We start from the raw sequence: 20,060 nt of genomic DNA on the forward strand, positions 1-20,060 counted from the left end.
ACGGCTGACTTTTCTCCAAAGGTTTACGGTCTTCTGTTCATTCGACTGCTTCCCTTTAATTGTTAATCAACCGTTTTCTTATTCGCCAGTATCGCCTCATTTTGATACTCATAAACAGCAATTCATCCGGAAGTTCTTCTCTCCACGGAAAAAACAGGACAGCCTTCTCATCCTAAGCTGTCCTGTTTTTTCATTTAGTTTATTTTTTTCTTACTTTTCGCCTGGTGCTTCCCTGCTTAAGCGGATGTTTTCGTCAAATCTATCTTTTGTCCATTTTCTCCAAGCAATTTTGGTGCAGCATTGTCAAGAACAGTCTCCTTTGTGATGACACATGTCTTAATATCCTCTCGAGAAGGCAAGTCATACATCACATCGAGCATGATGCTTTCAATAATGGAACGGAGCCCACGGGCACCTGTTTTGCGTTCGATCGCCTTCTTGGCAATCTCACGAAGTGCTCCCTCGTCAAATTCAAGGTCGACTTCATCCAGTTCCATCATTTTTTGATATTGCTTAACGAGCGCATTTTTTGGCTTCGTTAAAATTTCAACGAGCGCTTCTTCGTCAAGCTGCTCAAGGCTCGCAATAACTGGAAGACGACCAATAAATTCAGGGATCAGTCCAAATTTAAGAAGATCTTCCGGTACTAATTTAGATAAAAGAGAGCCATCTGCCGCTTCTTCCTGCTTCGTTTCAAAGCCGAAGCCAATGACCTTTTGGCCAAGGCGGCGTTTAATAATTTGCTCCACTCCATCAAATGCTCCCCCGCAAATAAAAAGAATGTTTGTCGTATCAATTTGGATAAATTCTTGATGAGGATGCTTTCGTCCACCTTGTGGAGGGACACTTGCCACAGTTCCTTCTAAAATCTTCAAAAGAGCCTGCTGTACACCTTCACCGGAAACATCACGCGTAATGGACGGATTTTCAGATTTACGTGCCACTTTATCAATTTCATCGATATAAATGATGCCTTTTTCTGCTTTCTCCACATCATAGTCAGCCGCTTGGATCAGTTTGAGAAGAATATTTTCCACATCTTCCCCCACATAGCCTGCCTCTGTTAAAGAGGTAGCATCAGCAATCGCAAATGGAACATCTAGAATACGTGCAAGCGTTTGAGCAAGGAGCGTTTTCCCGCTTCCTGTTGGCCCGATTAAACAAATATTACTCTTAGCCAGCTCAACATCGTCCACTTTGCTGTTGGAATTAATACGTTTATAGTGATTATAAACAGCTACAGCGAGCGACTTTTTAGCACGTTCTTGCCCAATAACATAATCATCTAAAATATCACGAATTTCCATCGGCTTTGGTACATCTTTAAATTCTACTTCTTCCTCAGTGCCAAGCTCTTCCTCCACTATTTCAGTGCAAAGCTCGATACACTCATCACATATATATACACCGGGACCAGCTACAAGTTTGCGCACTTGATCCTGTGTTTTACCACAGAAAGAACATTTTAGCTGTCCTTTTTCATCGTTAAACTTGAACAATGTGTTTCACCCCTTATAAATAATAATCGCTTGTCCAGCTACAGGCGCTAGCGCGTACACTGATTTCGCTCCCTCTGTCGGAGTCTGAAAAGCGACTCCTCATCCAGAGCCCTAATCCGTTATCACACTAATCGAGCGCCTTCTGCTTTTCGTGTCCAGCTGCAACGCTCCATTCCTTCAGAGTAAACAGACGTCTTTTTTTGAAAACGACATTTGTTTCTCTTCTCTAACAGGCACGCTTCGCTGTTTATTTGCCCTATCCAGCTTTAACGGTTTACTGCGGCGGGACAGGTAATTATTCTCTCTTCCCCTGTTCAGCTACAAGCATCAACGCACATACTGAACGAGCGCCGTTGGCTCTTTGTAAAAAAGTTATGTATTGCATTGTACCACATTTTTCTCTGTTCAAAAAACAAAAGGTCTTTTGTATATATAATGTGTTACCAGCTTGACTATTACTAAAACATTTTTTCACATTTTCTTGTCAAGCTTTATCTATTTAGGAAGATGAAATCAAACGCTGCAAAGAGTATCATTGCAGCTTGTTATTTCCCTATCCCTATAGAATTCATATGTATGATAGTAAAACAAGTAGGTAGAAAACAAGGCACGAGCAGTTCGCGCCTTGTCTACCTTTATCTATTATTATGCACTAGTTTTGCTGTTTTCCACAAGAAATTCGATTGCTTTGCGAATTTTCAAGTCAGCCTGCATGCCATCTAAGTTGCCCAATGCTTTTTTGATATCTTCTACGGACAAATTAAATTGCTCTGCCATTTTGCTTAATTCTTTTTCTGTATCTTCTTCCGTTGCTTCTAAGTTTTCTGCATCTGCAATCGCTTCAAGCGTCAAGCTTGTGCGTACGCGTGTTTCTGCATTCTCTTTCATTTGTCCGCGAAGGTCTGCTTCACTTTGACCAGAGAATTGATAATACAGGTCAAGGTTCATTCCTTGCATTGAAAGATTTTGTGTGAACTCTTGAAGCATGCGGTCGATTTCATTTTCAACCATCACTTCTGGTACATCGATTTCAGCATTCGCAGCTGCTTTTTCTACAAGCGTATCACGAAGTGTTTGTTCTGCAGCTGTTTTCTTTTGCTCTTCAAGGCGAGTGCGGATTTTCGCTTTCAATTCATCAAGTGTTTCCACATCTTCATCTGTTTCTTTTGCAAATTCATCATTCAGTTCAGGAAGCTCTTGTGCTTTGATTTCGTGAATTTTCACCTTGAATACAGCTGGTTTGCCTGCAAGCTCTTCTGCATGGTACTCTTCAGGGAAAGTAACTTCTACCTCTTTCTCTTCACCAGAAGCTACGCCGATCAACTGCTCTTCAAACCCAGGAATAAACGTGCCAGAGCCGATTACTAAAGAATAGTTTTCTGCTGTACCGCCTTCAAACACTTCTCCATTAACAGAACCTTCAAAGTCAAGGACAACAGTGTCGCCATCTTCTACTTTGCCATCTTCTTTTACAACAAGTTCAGCATGACGCTTTTGCAGAGCAGTCAGTTCTTCCTGAACGTCTTCATCTGTTACTTCTGTGCTTAACTGTTCTGCTTCAAGCCCTTTATATTCGCCAAGCTTTACTTCAGGCTTTACTGTAACAGTCGCTTTGAAAATTAGCTCTTTGCCTTTTTCCATTTGCTCAATGTCAATCTCAGGACGGTCAACAGGATCGATTCCTGCTTCTTCAACTGCTTTCCCGTATGCTTCTGGAAGAATAATATCCAGTGCATCTTGATAAAGAGACTCTACACCGAAGCGCTTTTCAAACAAAGCACGTGGCATTTTTCCTTTACGGAAACCAGGTACGTTAATATTCTTTACTACTTTTTTAAATGCGGCATCTAAACCGTTGTTTACTGTTTCCGCATCTACTTCTACTGTTAGAACCCCTTGGTTCCCTTCTTGCTTTTCCCATTTAGCAGACATAAAGTTCCCTCCAAAAATCTATAAATTGATCATCATGAACATTATAAGTTGTTCGGCCGCCCTATGTATATTTATCTTACACAAAAAGGACACATTATGACCTTTACATTATACCATACGTTTTTTCTCTTTCAACCAAAAGCCTACATGATCGGTGAAGAAATTTCATCTAGTTTTCTTATAAAATTAAGGCTCAGCTGCACATCCTCTTCCTGCTCATTTTCCTTTACCACCCCTGCGCCTTCATAATATGAGCGTAGCTGATAGAGCGATGCTTTTGCCCATCCCGCAGGAGAAATTTCTTCCGGTTCAAACGGATATAGAAGAAAAAAATGGCGTTTTACCATTTCTTTCGCCTGCTCCAGTTGAACAGGGTCCTTATCGGCCAGCTCTTCCTCAAGAAAAGAAACCACTTGTTTAAAATAATCCTTCTCAAAGGCATCTACCAATTGCGCTGGAATAACCGTTCCCACAAAACAGAGTTTCTTCACCGTGACCATCTTTTCAATCCCATGCTCTTTTAACACATTGAGAACGAGCGTTTGCAGAAAAGGATGGGCATCCTCTTTCTCGAGCATTGCTTTTAGCTCATTATAATATGGATGAATATTTACATGGGCAAGCTCCATTAATTTCAACGTTTGTTCACGTAAGCTTTCTTCGCCAGTAAATAACATTTCCCACTTTGTTTCAGGAGAATCCATCATCTTTTGGCTCAATTCAAGCAGCCTACCGAAATAGTCTCGCTTGTTTTCTGGCAGCTGCTTTTCCTCCATGAGAGCTGACAGCGTGGAGAAAATAGTATTGTATTGTTTTTGCTGCATAAGAATGAGTACATAAATATCTAGTACATCATAATAGTCCCCAAGACCTTTATGAAGCATGTCACTGCATAATTCCAAGGCCCTTTCGTAACGGCCGCTTTCGTATAGCGCTAATAAAAGGGCTGTCTTTACGTCTCCTTCTTCAGCAAGCGGATATTTTAACGCTTCCGATAAAAAGGAGGCCGCCTCATCATAGTCTTTCTTCTCAAGTGCCGCTCGTCCTTTTTGAATAAGCGCTTGAGCTGTTCCTGGAAAAATAAATACATTTCCTTTTCTATCCCACTTTTTTTTCTTCATAGTCAGTCACCCGATTGTCTTTAGCTCTATGAAAACAGCAGCTGCTTTCATTCCTTTTTCTGTATTTCTGTAAGTGTAGCATGTCTGTTTCGAAAAAAAAAGCCAGGAGCGAAGGAGCAAAGTTCCATTCACCTTAAAATAAGAGACACACGCAAGAATAATAAAATAAATTCCAGAATAAAAACCTTCCAAGCAATTGCCTGGAAGGTTGGTTTACTTATGTATGGCGTCCCAGGAGAGATTCGAACTCCCGACCGACGGCTTAGAAGGCCGTTGCTCTATCCAGCTGAGCTACTGGGACAATTTCTAAAAAATTTTGAACTAGTTATGTAAGACATTTACTATAATAACAACCCATAAAAAAATTGTCAATGCGTTTTTGATAATTTTTTCTTTTATTGTATAGAAAAAACTTATTCTGCATGAAAAAGAGAAGTTCGGTCCAAAAAGTTAGCGAAGATCAAGCTTTCCGGACCGCTTCTTTCAAGAGTATAGAACCGGCCAATGAAAAAAGTCCATGGATAAACGCCTGATAACTGCTTTTATTGTATACAGAAAAGCCAGCAAAGTATACCTACCTACTTTTTAAAATGAAAATGTACAACTTAGCTCTGTCAATTCCCGATGGGTGTCATCGAAAAAGCGGATCACAGCCTGCTGCTTGTCCGTTTCTACAAGAGCATACGTTTTCTCACGCCGGCCGCGCGGCATCGCAATGCTCCCTGGATTTAAGAAGAGGGTGCCACCAATCTTTTCTGCTCCTAATATATGAGAGTGGCCGAAAAAGGTTAAATCTGCTCCATATTCCTGTGCCTTATAAGTTAATTTCATGAGGGACATCTTTACATCATAACGATGGCCATGAGTAATAAATATTCTCTTGCCCTTGACTCCCTCTACTACATCATATGGAAATTCTTCTTCGGCATCGCAATTGCCTCTCACAACAAGATAGCCTTCAATAGCAGGATCATCAGCGCTAAGCTCAGAATCTCCACAATGAATGAAGACATCCACTTCTTCTTCATAGCGCTGTTTTATCTCTGCCAAAATTTCGCTCCACCCGTGACTATCACTCACTACTAATGCCTTCATCCAGTTTCACCACCAATCAGTTCTGGAAGCATTCTTCCCAATTTCCTCATAGCCACTCCACGGTGGCTGACGCTGTTTTTCTCTTCCGGCTGCAATTCTGCCATTGTTCTCTCAAAGTCCTCCAGCCAAAAGATCGGATCATACCCAAAGCCATTTTCCCCTTTTTTCATCATTGTGATCTTGCCCTCACACGTTCCTGATACCGTTACCGTTTCTTTGCCTGGACGGGCAATCGCCAATACACAATGAAAACGGGCTGTTCGTTTTTCCATCGGCAGTCCTTGAAGCTCAGCAAGCACTTTTTGAATATTTGCTTCATCGTCCTTATCGGCACCCGCATAGCGTGCGGAGTATACGCCCGGACGGCCTTCAAGTGCGTCGATACTTAACCCCGAATCATCGGCAATAACAAGCTGTCCCGTCTCATTCGATATTGTTTTTGCTTTCAGGATGGCATTTTCCTCGAAAGTCTCACCTGTTTCTTCCACATCAGCTAACGCCGGATAGTCAATCAGCGTTTTTACTTCCATCCCGTAATCTGCAAATAAACTTGAAAACTCTTTTGCTTTTCCTTTGTTTTTGGTTGCTATAATTACTGTTTTCATTCCGCTGCTCCTTTTGCCTGACTGCCGATTTTCCCGGCAATTTCTCCTAAAGCGGCTGATTGAATAGTAAACAAGCTCGTTATTCCTGTTTGGGCAAGCTCCAAAAGCTGCTGTAGATCATTAATAGAAAACGTCGCTTCTTCTCCTGTTCCTTGTAATTCCACAAATTCATTGCTGCCAGTCATCACTATGTTCATGTCTACTTCCGCCTGGCTATCTTCTATATAATTTAAATCTAACACAGGTCCATGCTCTTGGACGATTCCCACGCTTGTCGCTGCAAGAAAGTCGGTAACCGGAAACGATGGCAATCCTTTTTCCTCATACAACTTATTTAAAGCGAGAGTCAAAGCGACAAAGGCTCCACTTATAGAAGCTGTCCGCGTACCGCCATCTGCTTGAATCACATCACAGTCAACCCAAACGGTCCGCTCGCCAATCACTTCTAAATTTACAATCGCTCTAAGGGCACGACCAATCAGGCGCTGAATTTCCATTGTTCTTCCCGATACTTTTCCTTTGGAGGATTCGCGAATGTTTCGTTGTCCAGTGGCCCTCGGCAACATAGAATACTCAGCGGAAATCCAGCCCTTTCCGCTTCCTCTCATGAATGGAGGCACACGCTCCTCAATGCTCGCTGTACAAATCACTTTTGTGTCACCAACCTGGATTAGCACTGATCCTTCTGGATGTTTCAAATAATTAGTCTCGATATGTACATCTCTCAATTCATGCGCTTGTCTTCCATCAAATCTCATCCTAATTCCCTCCGTTATTTCATTTGGTCCGCATCTTCCTATAGTAGCACTTTTCTTTCAGACATAAAAAAGAAATCATTCACCTAAGCCCTCTGACAGCAGACGGTTAGATAGATGATTATCAGAAAAGTCACTTGCATATACGGTCTGTTAAAGGGAAGGGAGCCTTTCACAAATCAACCGGATTTACCACATCCGGCCGTGTTACGGAGCTGCTCAGCGGCTTTCCTTGTTCAGTCGTAATATTAGAACTGCCGCCGACTTGAAGAGCCAGACTCTCAATTTGAGTTCCTTCCGTTAAAGACAAAGCGAGTGATTTTAATATATGCTCGGATACCATTTTGTTTTCAAAGCTCCCAAGAATGGCTTCATTGAAATTCAGGGTAACCCGCCCCTCTTTAATTACAGGCTTTTCTAGTAATTCAGCCTCCGGTAAGAACTCTGTTACAAGACCTGAATTGGCGCGCGGCCCCTTTGCCAGCTCCTTAACGATAGCGGTAATTTGATCTTCTTCCGCATTACTTACACGTTTGGTGACAGGCACGTAATAATAGCCTTCTCCTTCCTGAGCCATATAATATACAGTTACTGGTCTTGTATTGATAATGTCAACCACTCCTGATGTATCTATATTAATCCCAGCCTGCCGCGTCAGTCCCTCTTCATCAAGCGCCATCTTTCCAACTGGCATTTCTGAAAGCGATTGTCCGTTCACCTGTAGCTTGACCCTCTCCACTGAATCAAATTGTGTTAATGTCCAAGCAATGGATTGAACAATTCTTTCTTCATCTGCCTCGTCATATTCTTTAAATTCAGGTGAAAAGTCAACTGTTGCAGTTCCCTCTTTAATGTCTACGCTCTTCACTTGTGTACCGGCTGGCAAAACAGCCCGAAAACCATTGGGAATACTGTTAGATACAGGCCCCTCTGCTACCAGATACTCCAGCGCCTGCTTGGCCAAACTTTTTGTATTTGGAAGCGGCATCGTTTGGGAAACCACATAGCCATTCTTATCGATTAAGTATAACTCTGTCATGACCATATCTTTTTTCTGCGCGGCTTTCTGTCCCTCTTCACCGGACAAGCTGTCCGTATAAACAACGGATTGCGGAGGATCAATTTTTTCCTTTTTCTCTTCAGGCCATAATCCGCAGCCAGCTGTATAAACGGAAGAAATCAAAATGACTGCCACTGCTGCCGTTTTCTTTTTTCGCATAACTACCCCTCCTAAAACTGTTTGTACTAAATATACGGGTGTTTCGAAAACTTAGAACCGGCTTGGCCAAATCTTCTATTCTTACCAGCACAGACAACAAAAAAACCGCTTAGTTGCCTAAGCGGATCGCTTCGATGTGTAATTCCTTTTCCTGCAGCCAATCAGAAGCAATTTCGTAAAATAACTCCTTCGAGCCTGTTGTATAAAAAACATGTGGCAGTCGAGGAGTGTCCTTGGCCAACAGCTTTTTATAATCAAGAATAGCACTTACCTCACGAGCCGTTTCTTCCCCTGAACTAATAACCTGTACCCGGTCACCAAGAGACTTAGCTATAATCGGTTCGAGCAGAGGATAATGAGTGCATCCTAAAATCACCGTATCAATATTAGTATTTTTCAAAGGAGTCAGCGTCTCTGCCACAACCTTTTCAGCCATTGGTCCCTTGTATTCCCCACTTTCCACGAGAGGAACGAATTTTGGACAGGCGAGGGAAGTAACAATCGCCTTTTTATTTATCGAAGTAAGCATTTTTTCATAAGCACCGCTTCTTATCGTCCCTATCGTTCCGAGCACGCCAATCTGATCGTTTCTCGTCTGCTTAATAGCCGCTCTTGCTCCTGGGTGAATCACACCGATAACTGGAATGGACAAGGCTGTCCGAATTTCTTCGAGCACAACCGCCGTAGCCGTATTACACGCAATAACAAGCATCTTGATCTTCTTTTCTATTAAAAAACGGGTCATCTCCCAAGTGTATTCGCTAACTTCCTCTGCCGGCCTTGGACCATACGGGCAGCGGGCAGTATCTCCCGTATAATAAATCGTTTCATTTGGAAGCTGGCGCATGATCTCTTTAGCTACCGTCAGGCCGCCTACTCCCGAATCAATTACACCGATCGGTCTATTCACTTTTCTCGCCTCATTTTACTTTCATTTCCTGATGCATTTTCTCTAGGTTGCTTTTTAAAGACAAGATTTCATCTTCACTGAAATCTTGTAAAATCTGCTGGACATACAACTGGCGCTTCTTTATTACCTCTTCAATCATGCTCGCACCTTCTTTTAGCAGATGAATGCGGACAATCCGGCGATCATTCATATCTTTGACCCGTTCAACAAGCTTATTTCGCTCCATTCGGTCAATTAAGTCTGTCGTTGTACTAAAAGCCAAAAACATTTTTGTGGACAACTCTCCAATGGTCATATCTCCCTCTTCAAATAACCATTGCAAAGCAATAAACTGAGGAGGAGTAATCTTGTAATCACTTAATATTTCTCGGCCTTTTTGTTTAATAATCCCGTTTATGTATCGTAATTCTTTTTCAATATCCGCGACGAAGTCGAGCGACTGCTCAAAATCTGCTTCCATGTTTTGCACTCCTTACTCATCGTTCCCTTTTTCAAAACCACACCTAAAAACTCATTTACCTGTTTATTTTCGCTTTTTTCCTTGTAAAATGCAAGGTAAAGAAGGCATAAAAACGCAAGCTATAACAATTACCTCACTATACTTATTCTTCATTAAATGGAAATCACAGTATGAGGAGAGGGAGAATGATCCTTAAAAAAATAACTAGCTTTATAGCCACATGGTTTATTTTATGTGGAGCGACTTATGGTCTCCCTTTATTAAAGGACAGATTTTTTTCGATTATTCCTTTTTCATCGGAGGAATGGGTGTGATATTCATTAAGCTTTTCCGCTCATCCGATGGTTTTCCTAACGATAGCATAGATAGGCCCTTATAAAGCCGAACAGCATGAGGCAAAACTGGCAATCAACATCTTTTTGGTCCCCTAACTAGTTTTTATGCAGCCATTCTATCAATTGAATGCTGCTTTATTATCGATCATATTTTTAAAACAGCCGCTTTACGCAAAGGCAAAACAGATGGCGGTCCAGCGGACGCCATCTGTCTTCTTAAAGCTTTAATTCACCCATCCTGAGCAATTCAACGATTGCCTGCGCCCGTCCTTTCACCCCGAGCTTTTGAATGGAATTTGAAATATGGTTGCGGACCGTCTTTTCACTGATAAATAGTTCCTCAGCGATTTCTCTTGTAGTCCGATCCTGCACGAGCAATTCAAATACTTCTTTTTCTCTCTTTGTTAATAGCGGTTTACGATCAAAGCGATGCTCCCTCACTTGACATGTACCCTCCTCGCTTCCGCCAGCTTCTGATCACTTAATCAATGGAACGGCCGTTACGGTATCATATGTGAGGGAACAGAGAATTGACAGTGGAGTCACAAAATTCCCTGTTATTTTTATTTTTATCATTCTATCGGGTTACTGGCCGAGTAATTTTTCCTTTAACTCTGTTGTGAATGAAATCGCTTTGCCTGTCTTTGGAGAAATTTGCACAAGCGTTCCTCTGCCGACAAAGCACACTCTTCCGTCTTCTGTTGTCCCTTTGTAATGAATATCACAGGAAGAACGTCCAAAACTATCTACTTTGACACCGATGGATAACTTCTCGCCAAAAAATACCTGTTCTAAAAAATCACATTGTAAATCAGCGACAACCGGAATGCTTTCACTTTTTTGGCTAAGCCATTCATCCTTCAAGCCTTTAGCTGCTAAAAACTCAATGCGCGCTTCTTCGAAATAAACAAACGGCACTGTATTATTTAAATGACCAAACATATCAGTTTCGGAAAAGCGCACTTTGATTGGATGAAAAAAGCTGAATTCTTTTTGCCACTGTTCAAAATCTTCAATATAAGAAAACTTCTTCATCACTGTTCCCCCTTTGTTCTACAAAAAAACAGCCTCCAGCTGAAACAGCTGAAGGCTGGAGTCAATTAATCTACTTGATGATCGCTTCCGAAGAAGTTACGGAAAGATTGCACAGTAGCTGCTCTGTTCATTGCTGCAATGGATGTCGTTAAAGGAATTCCTTTTGGACATGCCTGCACACAGTTTTGAGAGTTTCCGCAATCTTGCAAGCCGCCATCACCCATTAATGCATTCAATCGTTCATCTCTATTCATTGCACCAGTTGGATGGGAATTGAATAAGCGAACAAGAGAAATGAATGCAGGACCGATAAAGTCAGATTTGCTGTTTACATTCGGACATGCTTCCAAACAAACACCGCAAGTCATACATTTAGATAGCTCATATGCCCACTGGCGTTTTCTTTCTGGCATACGCGGACCAGGTCCAAGTTCGTACGTGCCATCAATTGGAATCCAAGCTTTGATTCGTTTCATTGAATCAAACATGCGCTCCCGGTCAATCTGTAAATCACGAACAACCGGGAATGTGCTCATTGGCGCCAGGCGAACAGGCTGTTCCAGCTTATCGATCAAAGCTGTACAAGCTTGACGCGGCTTACCGTTAATAACCATTGAACAAGCACCACAGACTTCTTCAAGACAGTTCATATCCCAGGCAACCGGTGTTGTTTTCTCACCTTTAGCGTTAACCGGGTTACGCTGAATTTCCATGAGCGCTGAAATAACGTTCATATTCGGACGATATGGGAGAACGAATTCTTCTTCATACGGAGCCGAATTCAGTGCGTCTTGACGAGTAATAATAAAGCGAACTGTTTTATTTTCACTCATCTTTATTTCTCCTCCTTGTTTTTCGTATAGTCACGTTTGCGTGGAGGGATCAAGGAAACATCTACCTCTTCGTAATGGAAAGCAGGAGCTTGGTTCTCCCCTTTAAATGTTGCCATTGTTGTTTTCAGGAAGTCCTCATCATTACGATCCGGGAAGTCCGGCTTGTAGTGAGCTCCACGGCTCTCATCGCGGTTAAGAGCTCCGATTGTAATTACACGGGCAAGATGAAGCATGTTTTTCAACTGACGTGTAAAGGCCGCGCCCTGGTTGCTCCATTTCGCTGTATCGTTAATATTGATGTTTTTATATCGTTCCATCAACTCAACAATTTTATTGTCTGTTTCTTTAAGCTTATCATTGTAGCGGACAACTGTAACATTGGCTGTCATCCACTCACCGAGCTCTTTATGAAGCAAGTAGGCATTTTCCTTGCCGTCCAAGGACATGATATCATTCCATTTTGCTTCTTCTTGTTTCACATATCTATCAAAAACAGAGGAAGAAATGGCATCCGCTGATTTTTCTAATCCATGAATGTATTTTACCGCATTCGGACCGGCAACCATTCCGCCATAAATAGCAGACAGAAGGGAATTCGCACCTAGGCGGTTCGCACCATGCTGTGAGTAATCACACTCACCAGCTGCGAATAAACCAGGAATATTTGTTTGTTGCTCATAGTCCACCCATAGTCCACCCATTGAATAGTGAACAGCAGGGAAGATTTTCATTGGTACTTTACGTGGATCTTCACCCATAAACTTTTCATAAATTTCAATGATACCGCCAAGCTTAATATCAAGCTCATGCGGATCTTTATGAGAAAGATCAAGGTATACCATGTTCTCTCCGTTAATACCAAGTTTTTGATTTACGCACACATCAAAAATTTCACGTGTCGCAATGTCACGTGGTACGAGGTTTCCATATGCCGGATATTTTTCTTCTAAGAAGTACCATGGCTTACCGTCTTTATATGTCCAAATCCGTCCGCCTTCTCCGCGTGCTGATTCACTCATAAGACGAAGTTTGTCGTCTCCTGGAATAGCTGTTGGGTGAATTTGGATAAATTCGCCGTTTGCATAATTTACACCTTGCTGATAAACGATAGAAGCTGCAGACCCTGTATTAATAACAGAGTTCGTAGACTTACCAAAAATAATACCAGGCCCTCCGGTAGCCATGATAACGGCATCACCAGGGAATGATTGGATGTGCATATCCCGTAAATTCTGAGCAACGACCCCACGACAAATGTTTTCGTCATCAAGAATTACACCGAGGAATTCCCATCCTTCATATTTTGTAACTAGTCCTGCTACTTCAAAGCGTCGAACCTGCTCGTCCAATGCATATAAAAGCTGCTGGCCTGTTGTCGCTCCAGCAAATGCTGTCCGGTGATGCTGCGTACCGCCGAAACGACGGAAGTCAAGCAATCCTTCTGGAGTTCGGTTAAACATAACTCCCATACGGTCCATTAAATTGATGATGCCCGGCGCAGCCTCTGCCATTGCTTTTACAGGTGGCTGGTTCGCTAAAAAGTCGCCGCCATAAACTGTGTCATCAAAGTGAATATAAGGTGAATCGCCCTCACCTTTTGTGTTAACCGCACCATTAATGCCGCCTTGCGCGCATACAGAGTGGGAGCGTTTAACGGGAACTAGAGAAAACAAGTCAACCTGTGTTCCTGCTTCTGCTGCTTTAATTGTAGCCATTAAACCGGCCAATCCGCCGCCGACTACAACAATTTTTCCATTACTCATTGAGACTCACTCCTTTTTCTCCCAAATCCAAACTTAACTTAATTCAAGAACTTACTTATACGAACGCAAGAATTGCACTAACACCTACATAAGAAAGCGCAACAAAAATAACCATTGTGACATATGTCATAATGCGCTGTGAACGAGGAGAAACAGTAATTCCCCAGCTTACACTGAAAGACCACAGACCATTAGCAAAGTGGAATACAGTTGAGATGACACCAATTATGTAAAAACCAATCATTAATGGATTAGAAAATACATCCGCCATCATTTGGAAATCCACTTCAGCGCCAAGGGCCGCCTGAATTCTTGTTTCCCATACGTGCCACGCAATGAATACAAGCGTAATCACACCAGATACACGTTGCAAGAAGAACATAACGTTCCGGAAATAGCCGAATCTGCCAATGTTGTTTTTCGCTGTAAAAGCAATATACAATCCGTAAATAGCATGGAATAACAGTGGTAGGAAAATAACAAATGTTTCCAATAAATAACGGAATGGCAAACCTTCCATAACACCGGCAGCTTGGTTAAATGCCTCCTCGCCTTTTGTTGCAAAGTGGTTTACGACTAAGTGTTGCGTTAAGAACAACCCTACAGGTATGACACCAAGCAATGAGTGCAGCCTGCGATAAAAAAATTCTCGGTTGTCAGCCATGTTTTACCCCCCTTAATCTTGAAGCATCCGACAAATCCTCTCTTCTTTCGGCAAAGCTTCATATTGTAACTATTTTGTGACAAGACCATTTTACTCTCATCCATATGAAGCGTCAAGGACAGGTGTGCTCTTTTTATATTGTAAAAAAGCTACCAAAACTGAATGTTTCTTCAGTATTTTTGTTTTTCTTTAGAGATTTATTATATCACAATACTAAGCTAATAAATTCCTTTTTTCTCTTCCAACTGTTGTATATAATGGATAACAGAAAGTGGGGATAAAAATTGACAAATCAACTCGATCAACAAGAGACAAAAAGCCTCTCTGTGCCTATTTTCGGTTATGAATTAATCAGGGATGCTCTATTAGCAGATGTGCTCGGAAAAGAGGCTGGTCCAATTCTTTACTGGGCAGGTAAATCACTTGCTAGAAAGTTTCCTTGCCAAAACAGCGAAGACCTTTGCTCCTTTTTTGAAGAGGCTGGCTGGGGGACGCTTACCCTCTTAAAAGAAGCAAAACGGGAAAAAACTTTTGAACTGAGCGGCCCTTTCATTGAAAGGAGATTTTCTGTTCAATCCGAGCCCTCCTTCTCTCTTGAAAGCGGATTTTTAGCTGAACAGATCTCCTCCAACGAACAGGCTGAGGCGGAATCAGTCGTTGATATACAAAAACGGACGAAAAAAGTCACGCTCATTGTAAAATGGGAATAAGGTTTTAAGGCATCATAAAAAGGCTGTCCTACAATTGACCGTTTCTCTTCGTTTGGACAGCCTTACCTCTTTACTTTTCTTCGTTTTTCCTCTGCAACTGCTCAAGAAGATCCTCCGCGGTTCTCTCGGGAATACCGATAGCCCGCAGTTCCTCCTTCGTTGCTTCTTTGATTTTCTTCACGGAACCAAAATGTTTTAATAGCTGTTTTTTACGCTTCGGCCCTATTCCAGTAATGTCATCTAAAATGGACTGAAATGTTCCCTTTCCACGAAGCTGGCGGTGAAAGGTAATAGCAAAACGATGAACCTCATCCTGAATACGCTGTAATAAGTAAAATTCCTGACTATTGTGCAAAAGTGGTACAACGGAGAGCGGTGACCCATAAAGAAGCTGTGACGTCCGGTGTTTATCATCCTTTGCGAGGCCGGCAACCGGAATATCCAAATTTAATTCATTAAGCAAGACATCTTTTGCTGTTTCAATCTGCCCTTTTCCACCATCAATAATAATTAAATCTGGAAGCGGAAGCCCTTCCTTTAGCACCCGGCTATAGCGGCGGCGTATCACTTCACGCATCGAGGCATAATCATCCGGTCCATGAACGGTTTTAATTTTGAATTTGCGATATTCTTTTTTGGCCGGCTTGCCGTCAATGAACACAATCATGGCCGAGACTGGATCTGTTCCCTGGATATTTGAGTTGTCAAACGCCTCAATGCGGAGCGGTGTGTGAATATTCATTATCCTTCCCAGCTGTTCCACCGCTTTAATCGTCCGTTCCTCATCTCGTTCAATCAACGCAAACTTTTCTGCCAGAGCCGCTTGGGCGTTGCTTGCTGCTAGATGAACAAGCTCTTTTTTCTTTCCTCTTTGAGGCTTAATCATTTTCACTTCAATTAACTGCTCAGCGAGTGCCTCATCTACTTTTTCAGGCAGAAGAATTTCTTTCGGTTTAAAGTGATTTGGCTGATCATAAAATTGTCCGAGATAAGTTAAAAACTCTTCTTCTGGTTCATCGTAAATAGGAAATAAGGACACATCGCGCTCGATTAACTTTCCTTGGCGGATAAAGAACACCTGCACACACATCCAGCCTTTATCGACAGCGTAGCCAAATACGTCCCGGTCTGTAAAATCTGTCGTATTAATTTTCTGCTTCTCCATCGTGGCCTCAATGTGAGCAATTTGATCCCGGAACTCCTTTGCCCGTTCAAATTCCAGGTTTTCAGCTGCTTCATGCATTTTTGCAGTCAGCTGCTCTTTTACCTGCTGATGCCCTCCATTTAGAAAACGGACAATCTCATTCGTCATTTCTTTATACTGCTCATCTGTTATTTCATTCACACAAGGAGCAAGGCATTGGCCCATATGATAATACAGACACACTCTATCCGGTAAGTTGATACACTTTCTAAGCGGGTACAAGCGGTCAAGCAGCTTTTTTGTCTCATTAGCCGCATAAGCGTTGGGATAAGGACCAAAATATTTCGCTTTATCTTTTTTCACCTTTCTAGTGATAATAAGACGCGGGTGTTTCTCCGCTGTTAGTTTGATAAATGGGTAACTTTTATCATCCTTCAGCATGATATTGTATTTCGGATCGTGCTTTTTAATTAAATTTAGCTCAAGGATGAGGGCTTCGAGATTGGATGAAGTAATAATGTATTCAAAGTCCTCTATTTCACTAACGAGTCGCTGCGTTTTTGCATCATGCGAGCCGGAAAAATAGGAACGGACACGATTCTTTAACACTTTGGCTTTCCCTACATAAATAACGGTTCCTTGGCGATCTTTCATTAAATAGCAACCGGGTTTGTCCGGAAGCAGCGCCAGTTTATTTTTAATAGTTAGATTCATTCTCCCACCTCCCGGACGAGTTTTTGTTCAATCACTTTATTTGTACAAAAAACCGTCTTCTGTCCCAGACAGAAGACGGTTTTTTGTAATTAAATTAAGCATGTTTGTTTACTAATTCTGCTAATGCTTCTTTCGGTTGGAAACCGATCACTTTATCAACAGGCTGGCCGTCTTTAAACAAAATAAGTGTTGGAATGCTCATCACACCGTATTTTCCAGCTGTCTCTTGGTTTTCATCTACGTCAATTTTTACAATTTTTACTTTGTCGGCTAACTCTGCATCAAGTTCTTCCAATACAGGAGCAATCATTTTACATGGTCCGCACCATGGAGCCCAGAAGTCTGCCAGCACAAGGCCGCTAGCTGTTTCGTTATTAAAGTTTTGGTCAGTCGCTTTTACAATTGCCATCAAAAACCCTCCTAAAGTTACGTATACTATGGTCAGTATAGCACCGATTATAATTGGATGCTATTTTTTTGCTTTACATTTTATTTTCCCCTTTTGAAGTGCCTCTACTCCTGTTCTACCAGCTTGTATAAGAATATCTTACCGCAAATTGAAAGCCTATCATAAAAGAACAAACAAAGAGCTGATGCTTAAAGCATCAGCTCTTTGTTTAGCTAATCAAGAGGAAGCTACCTTTAACTTTTTAAATTCTTCTGTCAGCATCGGTACCACTTCGAATAAATCACCGACAATGCCATAATCGGCTACACCGAAAATACTAGCTTCTGGATCTTTGTTGATCGCAACAATAATTTTTGAATTGGACATACCGGCTAAATGCTGGATCGCTCCGGAAATTCCGCAGGCAATGTACAAGTCAGGCGTAACAACCTTCCCTGTCTGTCCAATTTGCAGTGAATAGTCGCAATAGTCCGCATCGCATGCGCCGCGGGAAGCACCGACCGCTCCGCCGAGCACATCAGCCAGCTCCTGCAGCGGCTTAAAGCCTTCTTCACTTTTGACACCGCGTCCGCCAGCAACAATTACTTTTGCTTCTGATAAATCAACGCCTTCTGACGTTTTGCGAACGACCTCCTGAATAACGGTGCGAATGTCTGTAATGTCTACAGTGACAGGGTAGACATCTCCTGAACGGGATTCATCCTTCTCAAGGGGCGAAATATTGTTTGGACGTACAGAAGCTAGCACAAGCCCTTCGCTCACTTTTTTTGTCTCAAAGGCTTTCCCTGAATAAATCGGACGGGTAAAAATAACCTCTCCGCTCTCTTCTTCAACTGCCGTTGCATCAGAAATTAACCCTGCCTGGAGTCTTGATGCAATTTTCGGCGATAAATCCTTCCCAAGTGCCGTATGGCCAAAGATAATAGCCTCTGGATTTTCCCGGTCCACAACCGCAAGCAATGCCTGCGAATAACCGTCCGATGTGTATTGTGCTAACTTTTCGTTTTCTACGGTGGCCACACGGTCTGCTCCATATTGAATAAGCTGCTCCGCAAGACTGCTAACCGATTCCCCTATCAGCACCCCGACAACTTCGCCACCCTGTGCAACTTTTTTACCTGCTGCAATCGCCTCAAACGAAACGTTTCTTAGTGCCCCATCACGTACTTCTCCCAATACCAATACTTTTTTTGACATGTTGATCCCCTCCTGTCCAGTTTATCCTTTAAATGACCTTTGCTTCGTTATGCAGTAAACTTACAAGCTCTTGCACCTGATCGTTTAATTCCCCTTCCAAAATGCGACCAGCTTCTTTTTTCGGCGGCAAAAAGACGTCAATGGTTTCCGTTTTTGCTTCTACATCGTCCTCATCAAGACCCAAATCGTCCAGCTCCAGCTCCTCAAGTGGCTTCTTTTTCGCTTTCATGATCCCTGGCAGTGAAGGATATCGCGGATCATTCAACCCTTGCTGCGCCGTTACAAGCAATGGCAGTGTTGTTTGAATTTTCTCGGAATCTCCTTCTACATCACGAACGATGTGAACGCTTTCACCTTCGATTTTAATATCCGTAATTGTGGTCACATAAGGAATGCCAAGCAGATCAGCTACTCGCGGGCCCACCTGCCCACTGCCACCATCGATCGCCACATTTCCTGCGATAATCAAGTCTGCTTCCTTGTCTTTCAAAAACTCAGCTAGGATCTTTGCTGTTGTATATTGATCGCCGCTTTCGACATCATCTTCCGTATTGATCAATACGGCTTTGTCAGCTCCCATTGCCAATGCGGTCCGTAGCTGTTTTTCTGCTTCCTCGCTGCCGACGGAAACAACCGTCACCTCACCGCCTTTGTCATCGCGAATTTGAATCGCTTCCTCAACGGCGTACTCATCATACGGATTGATGATGAACTCTGCTCCGTCCTCTTGAATTTGGCCATTTACCACACTGATTTTCTCTTCGGTATCAAAAGTTCTTTTTAGAAGTACATAAATATTCATAATTTCCCCTCCCGCTTTATTCTTTTCTGTTCATTTGAAAAATTGAAAATATTTTTTCGAAAAAATGAATTACCCCTTAAACTCCGGCTGTCTTTTCTCAATAAAAGCGCTAATTCCTTCCTTGGCATCTTGAGACTCGAATACTTCACCGAACAGCTCTGCTTCTCTCTCTGCCCCTTTGTAATACTCGGCATGCTTTGAAAAATTAAGCAATTCAATCGTTGCTTTCATGCTAATTGGACTTTTAAGAGCAATTTTAGCGGCCATTTCGCGCGCCTTGGAGAGCAATTCTTCCTCCGGATAAGCGTGATTGGCCAGCCCTAATTGAGCGGCCTCTATGCCGGTAATTGGCTCACTCGTCAGCAGTAATTCTGCCGCTTTTGCAGTTCCGACATATCGCGGAAGACGCTGTGATCCCGCAAATCCAGGAACGAGTCCAAGGGAAAGCTCTGGCAAGCCAAGTCTGGCCTGTTCTGAAACAAGACGGATATGACAGCTCATCGCCAATTCCAGACCGCCGCCAAGCGCTGCGCCATGAATAGCGGCGATAACCGGTTTTGAAAAATTCTCAATCCGTTCAAATACTCGCTGCCCACGAGCAGCAAGCTCAGTGAATTCTTTGCCGTTGCTTACTGTTGTAAATTCCTTAATGTCTGCACCGGCTGAAAAGAATCTTCCTTCTCCGCTGATAAGAACGACACGGACTTCATGATCTTGTTCGATCTCGCTGAACGCTTGCTCAATGTCAGCGATCAACGCACTCGAGAGAGCATTAGCCGGCGGTCTTTGAATAAGAATTTCTGCCGTCCGGCCCTCTCTTTTCCATGATATGTACTCCATTTTCTTACCTCCCCTTGT

General features: G+C 42.5%; 20 protein-coding genes and 1 tRNA gene. 1 reads left to right on the forward strand and 20 read right to left on the reverse strand.

From position 1 onward, the window contains the following. Positions 1-236: 236 nt before the first annotated feature. The 15 genes from clpX to CJ483_RS07160 all read right to left on the reverse strand — a co-directional run bounded on the left by clpX (position 237) and on the right by CJ483_RS07160 (position 14,226). Positions 237-1,499, reverse strand: a complete 1,263-nt coding sequence (gene clpX, locus CJ483_RS07085) for an ATP-dependent protease ATP-binding subunit ClpX (RefSeq protein WP_120033491.1) — start codon at positions 1,497-1,499, stop codon at positions 237-239. 645 nt (positions 1,500-2,144) lie between these two features. Next, positions 2,145-3,431, reverse strand: coding sequence for a trigger factor (gene tig / locus CJ483_RS07090; protein WP_120033493.1), 1,287 nt, complete (start codon positions 3,429-3,431; stop codon positions 2,145-2,147). A gap of 143 nt (positions 3,432-3,574) precedes the next feature. Beyond that, on the reverse strand, positions 3,575-4,552 hold the full coding sequence (locus CJ483_RS07095) for a tetratricopeptide repeat protein (protein WP_120033495.1): 978 nt from the start codon (positions 4,550-4,552) through the stop codon (positions 3,575-3,577). 224 nt (positions 4,553-4,776) lie between these two features. Further along, positions 4,777-4,853 (reverse strand) — tRNA-Arg (locus CJ483_RS07105). 284 nt (positions 4,854-5,137) lie between these two features. Continuing rightward, positions 5,138-5,647 (reverse strand): metallophosphoesterase family protein, encoded by a 510-nt coding sequence (locus CJ483_RS07110; RefSeq protein ID WP_120033500.1) that lies wholly within the window; start codon positions 5,645-5,647, stop codon positions 5,138-5,140. Continuing rightward, complete coding sequence (locus CJ483_RS07115; RefSeq protein ID WP_120033502.1) at positions 5,644-6,252, reverse strand: XTP/dITP diphosphatase; 609 nt, start codon at positions 6,250-6,252, stop codon at positions 5,644-5,646. The genes CJ483_RS07110 and CJ483_RS07115 overlap by 4 nt, the downstream gene beginning before the upstream one ends. Next, positions 6,249-7,010, reverse strand: coding sequence for a ribonuclease PH (gene rph, locus CJ483_RS07120; protein ID WP_120033504.1), 762 nt, complete (start codon positions 7,008-7,010; stop codon positions 6,249-6,251). Before rph ends, CJ483_RS07115 begins: the two co-directional genes overlap by 4 nt. A 169-nt stretch (positions 7,011-7,179) precedes the next feature. Beyond that, positions 7,180-8,226: a GerMN domain-containing protein gene (locus tag CJ483_RS07125; RefSeq protein WP_120033506.1), complete on the reverse strand. Its 1,047-nt coding sequence runs from the start codon at positions 8,224-8,226 to the stop codon at positions 7,180-7,182. 109 nt (positions 8,227-8,335) lie between these two features. Then, positions 8,336-9,136: a glutamate racemase gene (gene racE, locus CJ483_RS07130; RefSeq protein WP_120033508.1), complete on the reverse strand. Its 801-nt coding sequence runs from the start codon at positions 9,134-9,136 to the stop codon at positions 8,336-8,338. A 10-nt stretch (positions 9,137-9,146) separates the two neighbouring features. Then, a complete protein-coding gene (locus CJ483_RS07135; protein ID WP_120033510.1) occupies positions 9,147-9,596 on the reverse strand; it encodes a MarR family winged helix-turn-helix transcriptional regulator in 450 nt (149 codons plus the stop codon). 551 nt (positions 9,597-10,147) lie between these two features. Then, on the reverse strand, positions 10,148-10,372 hold the full coding sequence (locus tag CJ483_RS07140; protein ID WP_041097586.1) for a helix-turn-helix domain-containing protein: 225 nt from the start codon (positions 10,370-10,372) through the stop codon (positions 10,148-10,150). Between the two features lie 144 nt (positions 10,373-10,516). Then, the gene (locus CJ483_RS07145) at positions 10,517-10,966 is read right to left on the reverse strand and encodes an acyl-CoA thioesterase (RefSeq protein ID WP_120033512.1); all 450 of its coding nucleotides are present in this window, start codon (positions 10,964-10,966) and stop codon (positions 10,517-10,519) included. A gap of 65 nt (positions 10,967-11,031) precedes the next feature. Next, positions 11,032-11,799 (reverse strand): succinate dehydrogenase iron-sulfur subunit, encoded by a 768-nt coding sequence (sdhB, locus tag CJ483_RS07150; RefSeq protein WP_120033514.1) that lies wholly within the window; start codon positions 11,797-11,799, stop codon positions 11,032-11,034. 2 nt (positions 11,800-11,801) lie between these two features. Next, complete coding sequence (gene sdhA / locus CJ483_RS07155; protein WP_120033516.1) at positions 11,802-13,562, reverse strand: succinate dehydrogenase flavoprotein subunit; 1,761 nt, start codon at positions 13,560-13,562, stop codon at positions 11,802-11,804. 55 nt (positions 13,563-13,617) lie between these two features. After that, positions 13,618-14,226, reverse strand: a complete 609-nt coding sequence (locus tag CJ483_RS07160) for a succinate dehydrogenase cytochrome b558 subunit (protein ID WP_120033518.1) — start codon at positions 14,224-14,226, stop codon at positions 13,618-13,620. A gap of 284 nt (positions 14,227-14,510) precedes the next feature. Here CJ483_RS07160 and CJ483_RS07165 point away from each other — a divergent pair, with 284 nt between their 5' ends. After that, a complete protein-coding gene (locus CJ483_RS07165; protein WP_120033520.1) occupies positions 14,511-14,936 on the forward strand; it encodes a YslB family protein in 426 nt (141 codons plus the stop codon). Between the two features lie 70 nt (positions 14,937-15,006). Here CJ483_RS07165 and uvrC read toward each other — a convergent pair whose 3' ends face one another. The 5 genes from uvrC to CJ483_RS07190 form a co-directional block, all read right to left on the reverse strand. Next, positions 15,007-16,794, reverse strand: a complete 1,788-nt coding sequence (gene uvrC / locus CJ483_RS07170) for an excinuclease ABC subunit UvrC (RefSeq protein WP_120033522.1) — start codon at positions 16,792-16,794, stop codon at positions 15,007-15,009. Positions 16,795-16,888: 94 nt separating this feature from the next. Next, the gene (gene trxA / locus CJ483_RS07175; protein ID WP_120033524.1) at positions 16,889-17,203 is read right to left on the reverse strand and encodes a thioredoxin; all 315 of its coding nucleotides are present in this window, start codon (positions 17,201-17,203) and stop codon (positions 16,889-16,891) included. Positions 17,204-17,419: 216 nt separating this feature from the next. After that, the gene (locus tag CJ483_RS07180) at positions 17,420-18,400 is read right to left on the reverse strand and encodes an electron transfer flavoprotein subunit alpha/FixB family protein (RefSeq protein ID WP_120033526.1); all 981 of its coding nucleotides are present in this window, start codon (positions 18,398-18,400) and stop codon (positions 17,420-17,422) included. A gap of 28 nt (positions 18,401-18,428) precedes the next feature. Further along, positions 18,429-19,202: an electron transfer flavoprotein subunit beta/FixA family protein gene (locus CJ483_RS07185; RefSeq protein WP_120033528.1), complete on the reverse strand. Its 774-nt coding sequence runs from the start codon at positions 19,200-19,202 to the stop codon at positions 18,429-18,431. 69 nt (positions 19,203-19,271) lie between these two features. Further along, positions 19,272-20,042 carry an enoyl-CoA hydratase gene (locus tag CJ483_RS07190; protein ID WP_120033530.1) on the reverse strand — a complete coding sequence of 257 codons (771 nt, stop codon included), beginning with the start codon at positions 20,040-20,042 and terminating at the stop codon, positions 19,272-19,274. Between the last annotated feature and the right edge of the window lie 18 nt (positions 20,043-20,060).

Source organism: Bacillus sp. PK3_68 (genome assembly GCF_003600835.1).
Lineage (GTDB): Bacteria > Bacillota > Bacilli > Bacillales > Domibacillaceae > Pseudobacillus.

Excerpts from the sequence above, each read along its gene's own strand:
- sdhA (WP_120033516.1), bottom strand. The coding sequence starts at position 13,562 with ATGAGTAATGGAAAAATTGTTGTAGTCGGCGGCGGATTGGCCGGTTTA.
- trxA (WP_120033524.1), bottom strand. The coding sequence starts at position 17,203 with ATGGCAATTGTAAAAGCGACTGACCAAAACTTTAATAACGAAACAGCT.
- CJ483_RS07115 (WP_120033502.1), bottom strand. The coding sequence starts at position 6,252 with ATGAAAACAGTAATTATAGCAACCAAAAACAAAGGAAAAGCAAAAGAG.
- CJ483_RS07125 (WP_120033506.1), bottom strand. The coding sequence starts at position 8,226 with ATGCGAAAAAAGAAAACGGCAGCAGTGGCAGTCATTTTGATTTCTTCC.
- CJ483_RS07145 (WP_120033512.1), bottom strand. The coding sequence starts at position 10,966 with ATGAAGAAGTTTTCTTATATTGAAGATTTTGAACAGTGGCAAAAAGAA.
- sdhB (WP_120033514.1), bottom strand. The coding sequence starts at position 11,799 with ATGAGTGAAAATAAAACAGTTCGCTTTATTATTACTCGTCAAGACGCA.
- CJ483_RS07190 (WP_120033530.1), bottom strand. The coding sequence starts at position 20,042 with ATGGAGTACATATCATGGAAAAGAGAGGGCCGGACGGCAGAAATTCTT.
- tig (WP_120033493.1), bottom strand. The coding sequence starts at position 3,431 with ATGTCTGCTAAATGGGAAAAGCAAGAAGGGAACCAAGGGGTTCTAACA.
- CJ483_RS07160 (WP_120033518.1), bottom strand. The coding sequence starts at position 14,226 with ATGGCTGACAACCGAGAATTTTTTTATCGCAGGCTGCACTCATTGCTT.
- rph (WP_120033504.1), bottom strand. The coding sequence starts at position 7,010 with ATGAGATTTGATGGAAGACAAGCGCATGAATTGAGAGATGTACATATC.
- CJ483_RS07180 (WP_120033526.1), bottom strand. The coding sequence starts at position 18,400 with ATGTCAAAAAAAGTATTGGTATTGGGAGAAGTACGTGATGGGGCACTA.
- CJ483_RS07095 (WP_120033495.1), bottom strand. The coding sequence starts at position 4,552 with ATGAAGAAAAAAAAGTGGGATAGAAAAGGAAATGTATTTATTTTTCCA.
- uvrC (WP_120033522.1), bottom strand. The coding sequence starts at position 16,794 with ATGAATCTAACTATTAAAAATAAACTGGCGCTGCTTCCGGACAAACCC.
- CJ483_RS07185 (WP_120033528.1), bottom strand. The coding sequence starts at position 19,202 with ATGAATATTTATGTACTTCTAAAAAGAACTTTTGATACCGAAGAGAAA.
- CJ483_RS07110 (WP_120033500.1), bottom strand. The coding sequence starts at position 5,647 with ATGAAGGCATTAGTAGTGAGTGATAGTCACGGGTGGAGCGAAATTTTG.
- CJ483_RS07135 (WP_120033510.1), bottom strand. The coding sequence starts at position 9,596 with ATGGAAGCAGATTTTGAGCAGTCGCTCGACTTCGTCGCGGATATTGAA.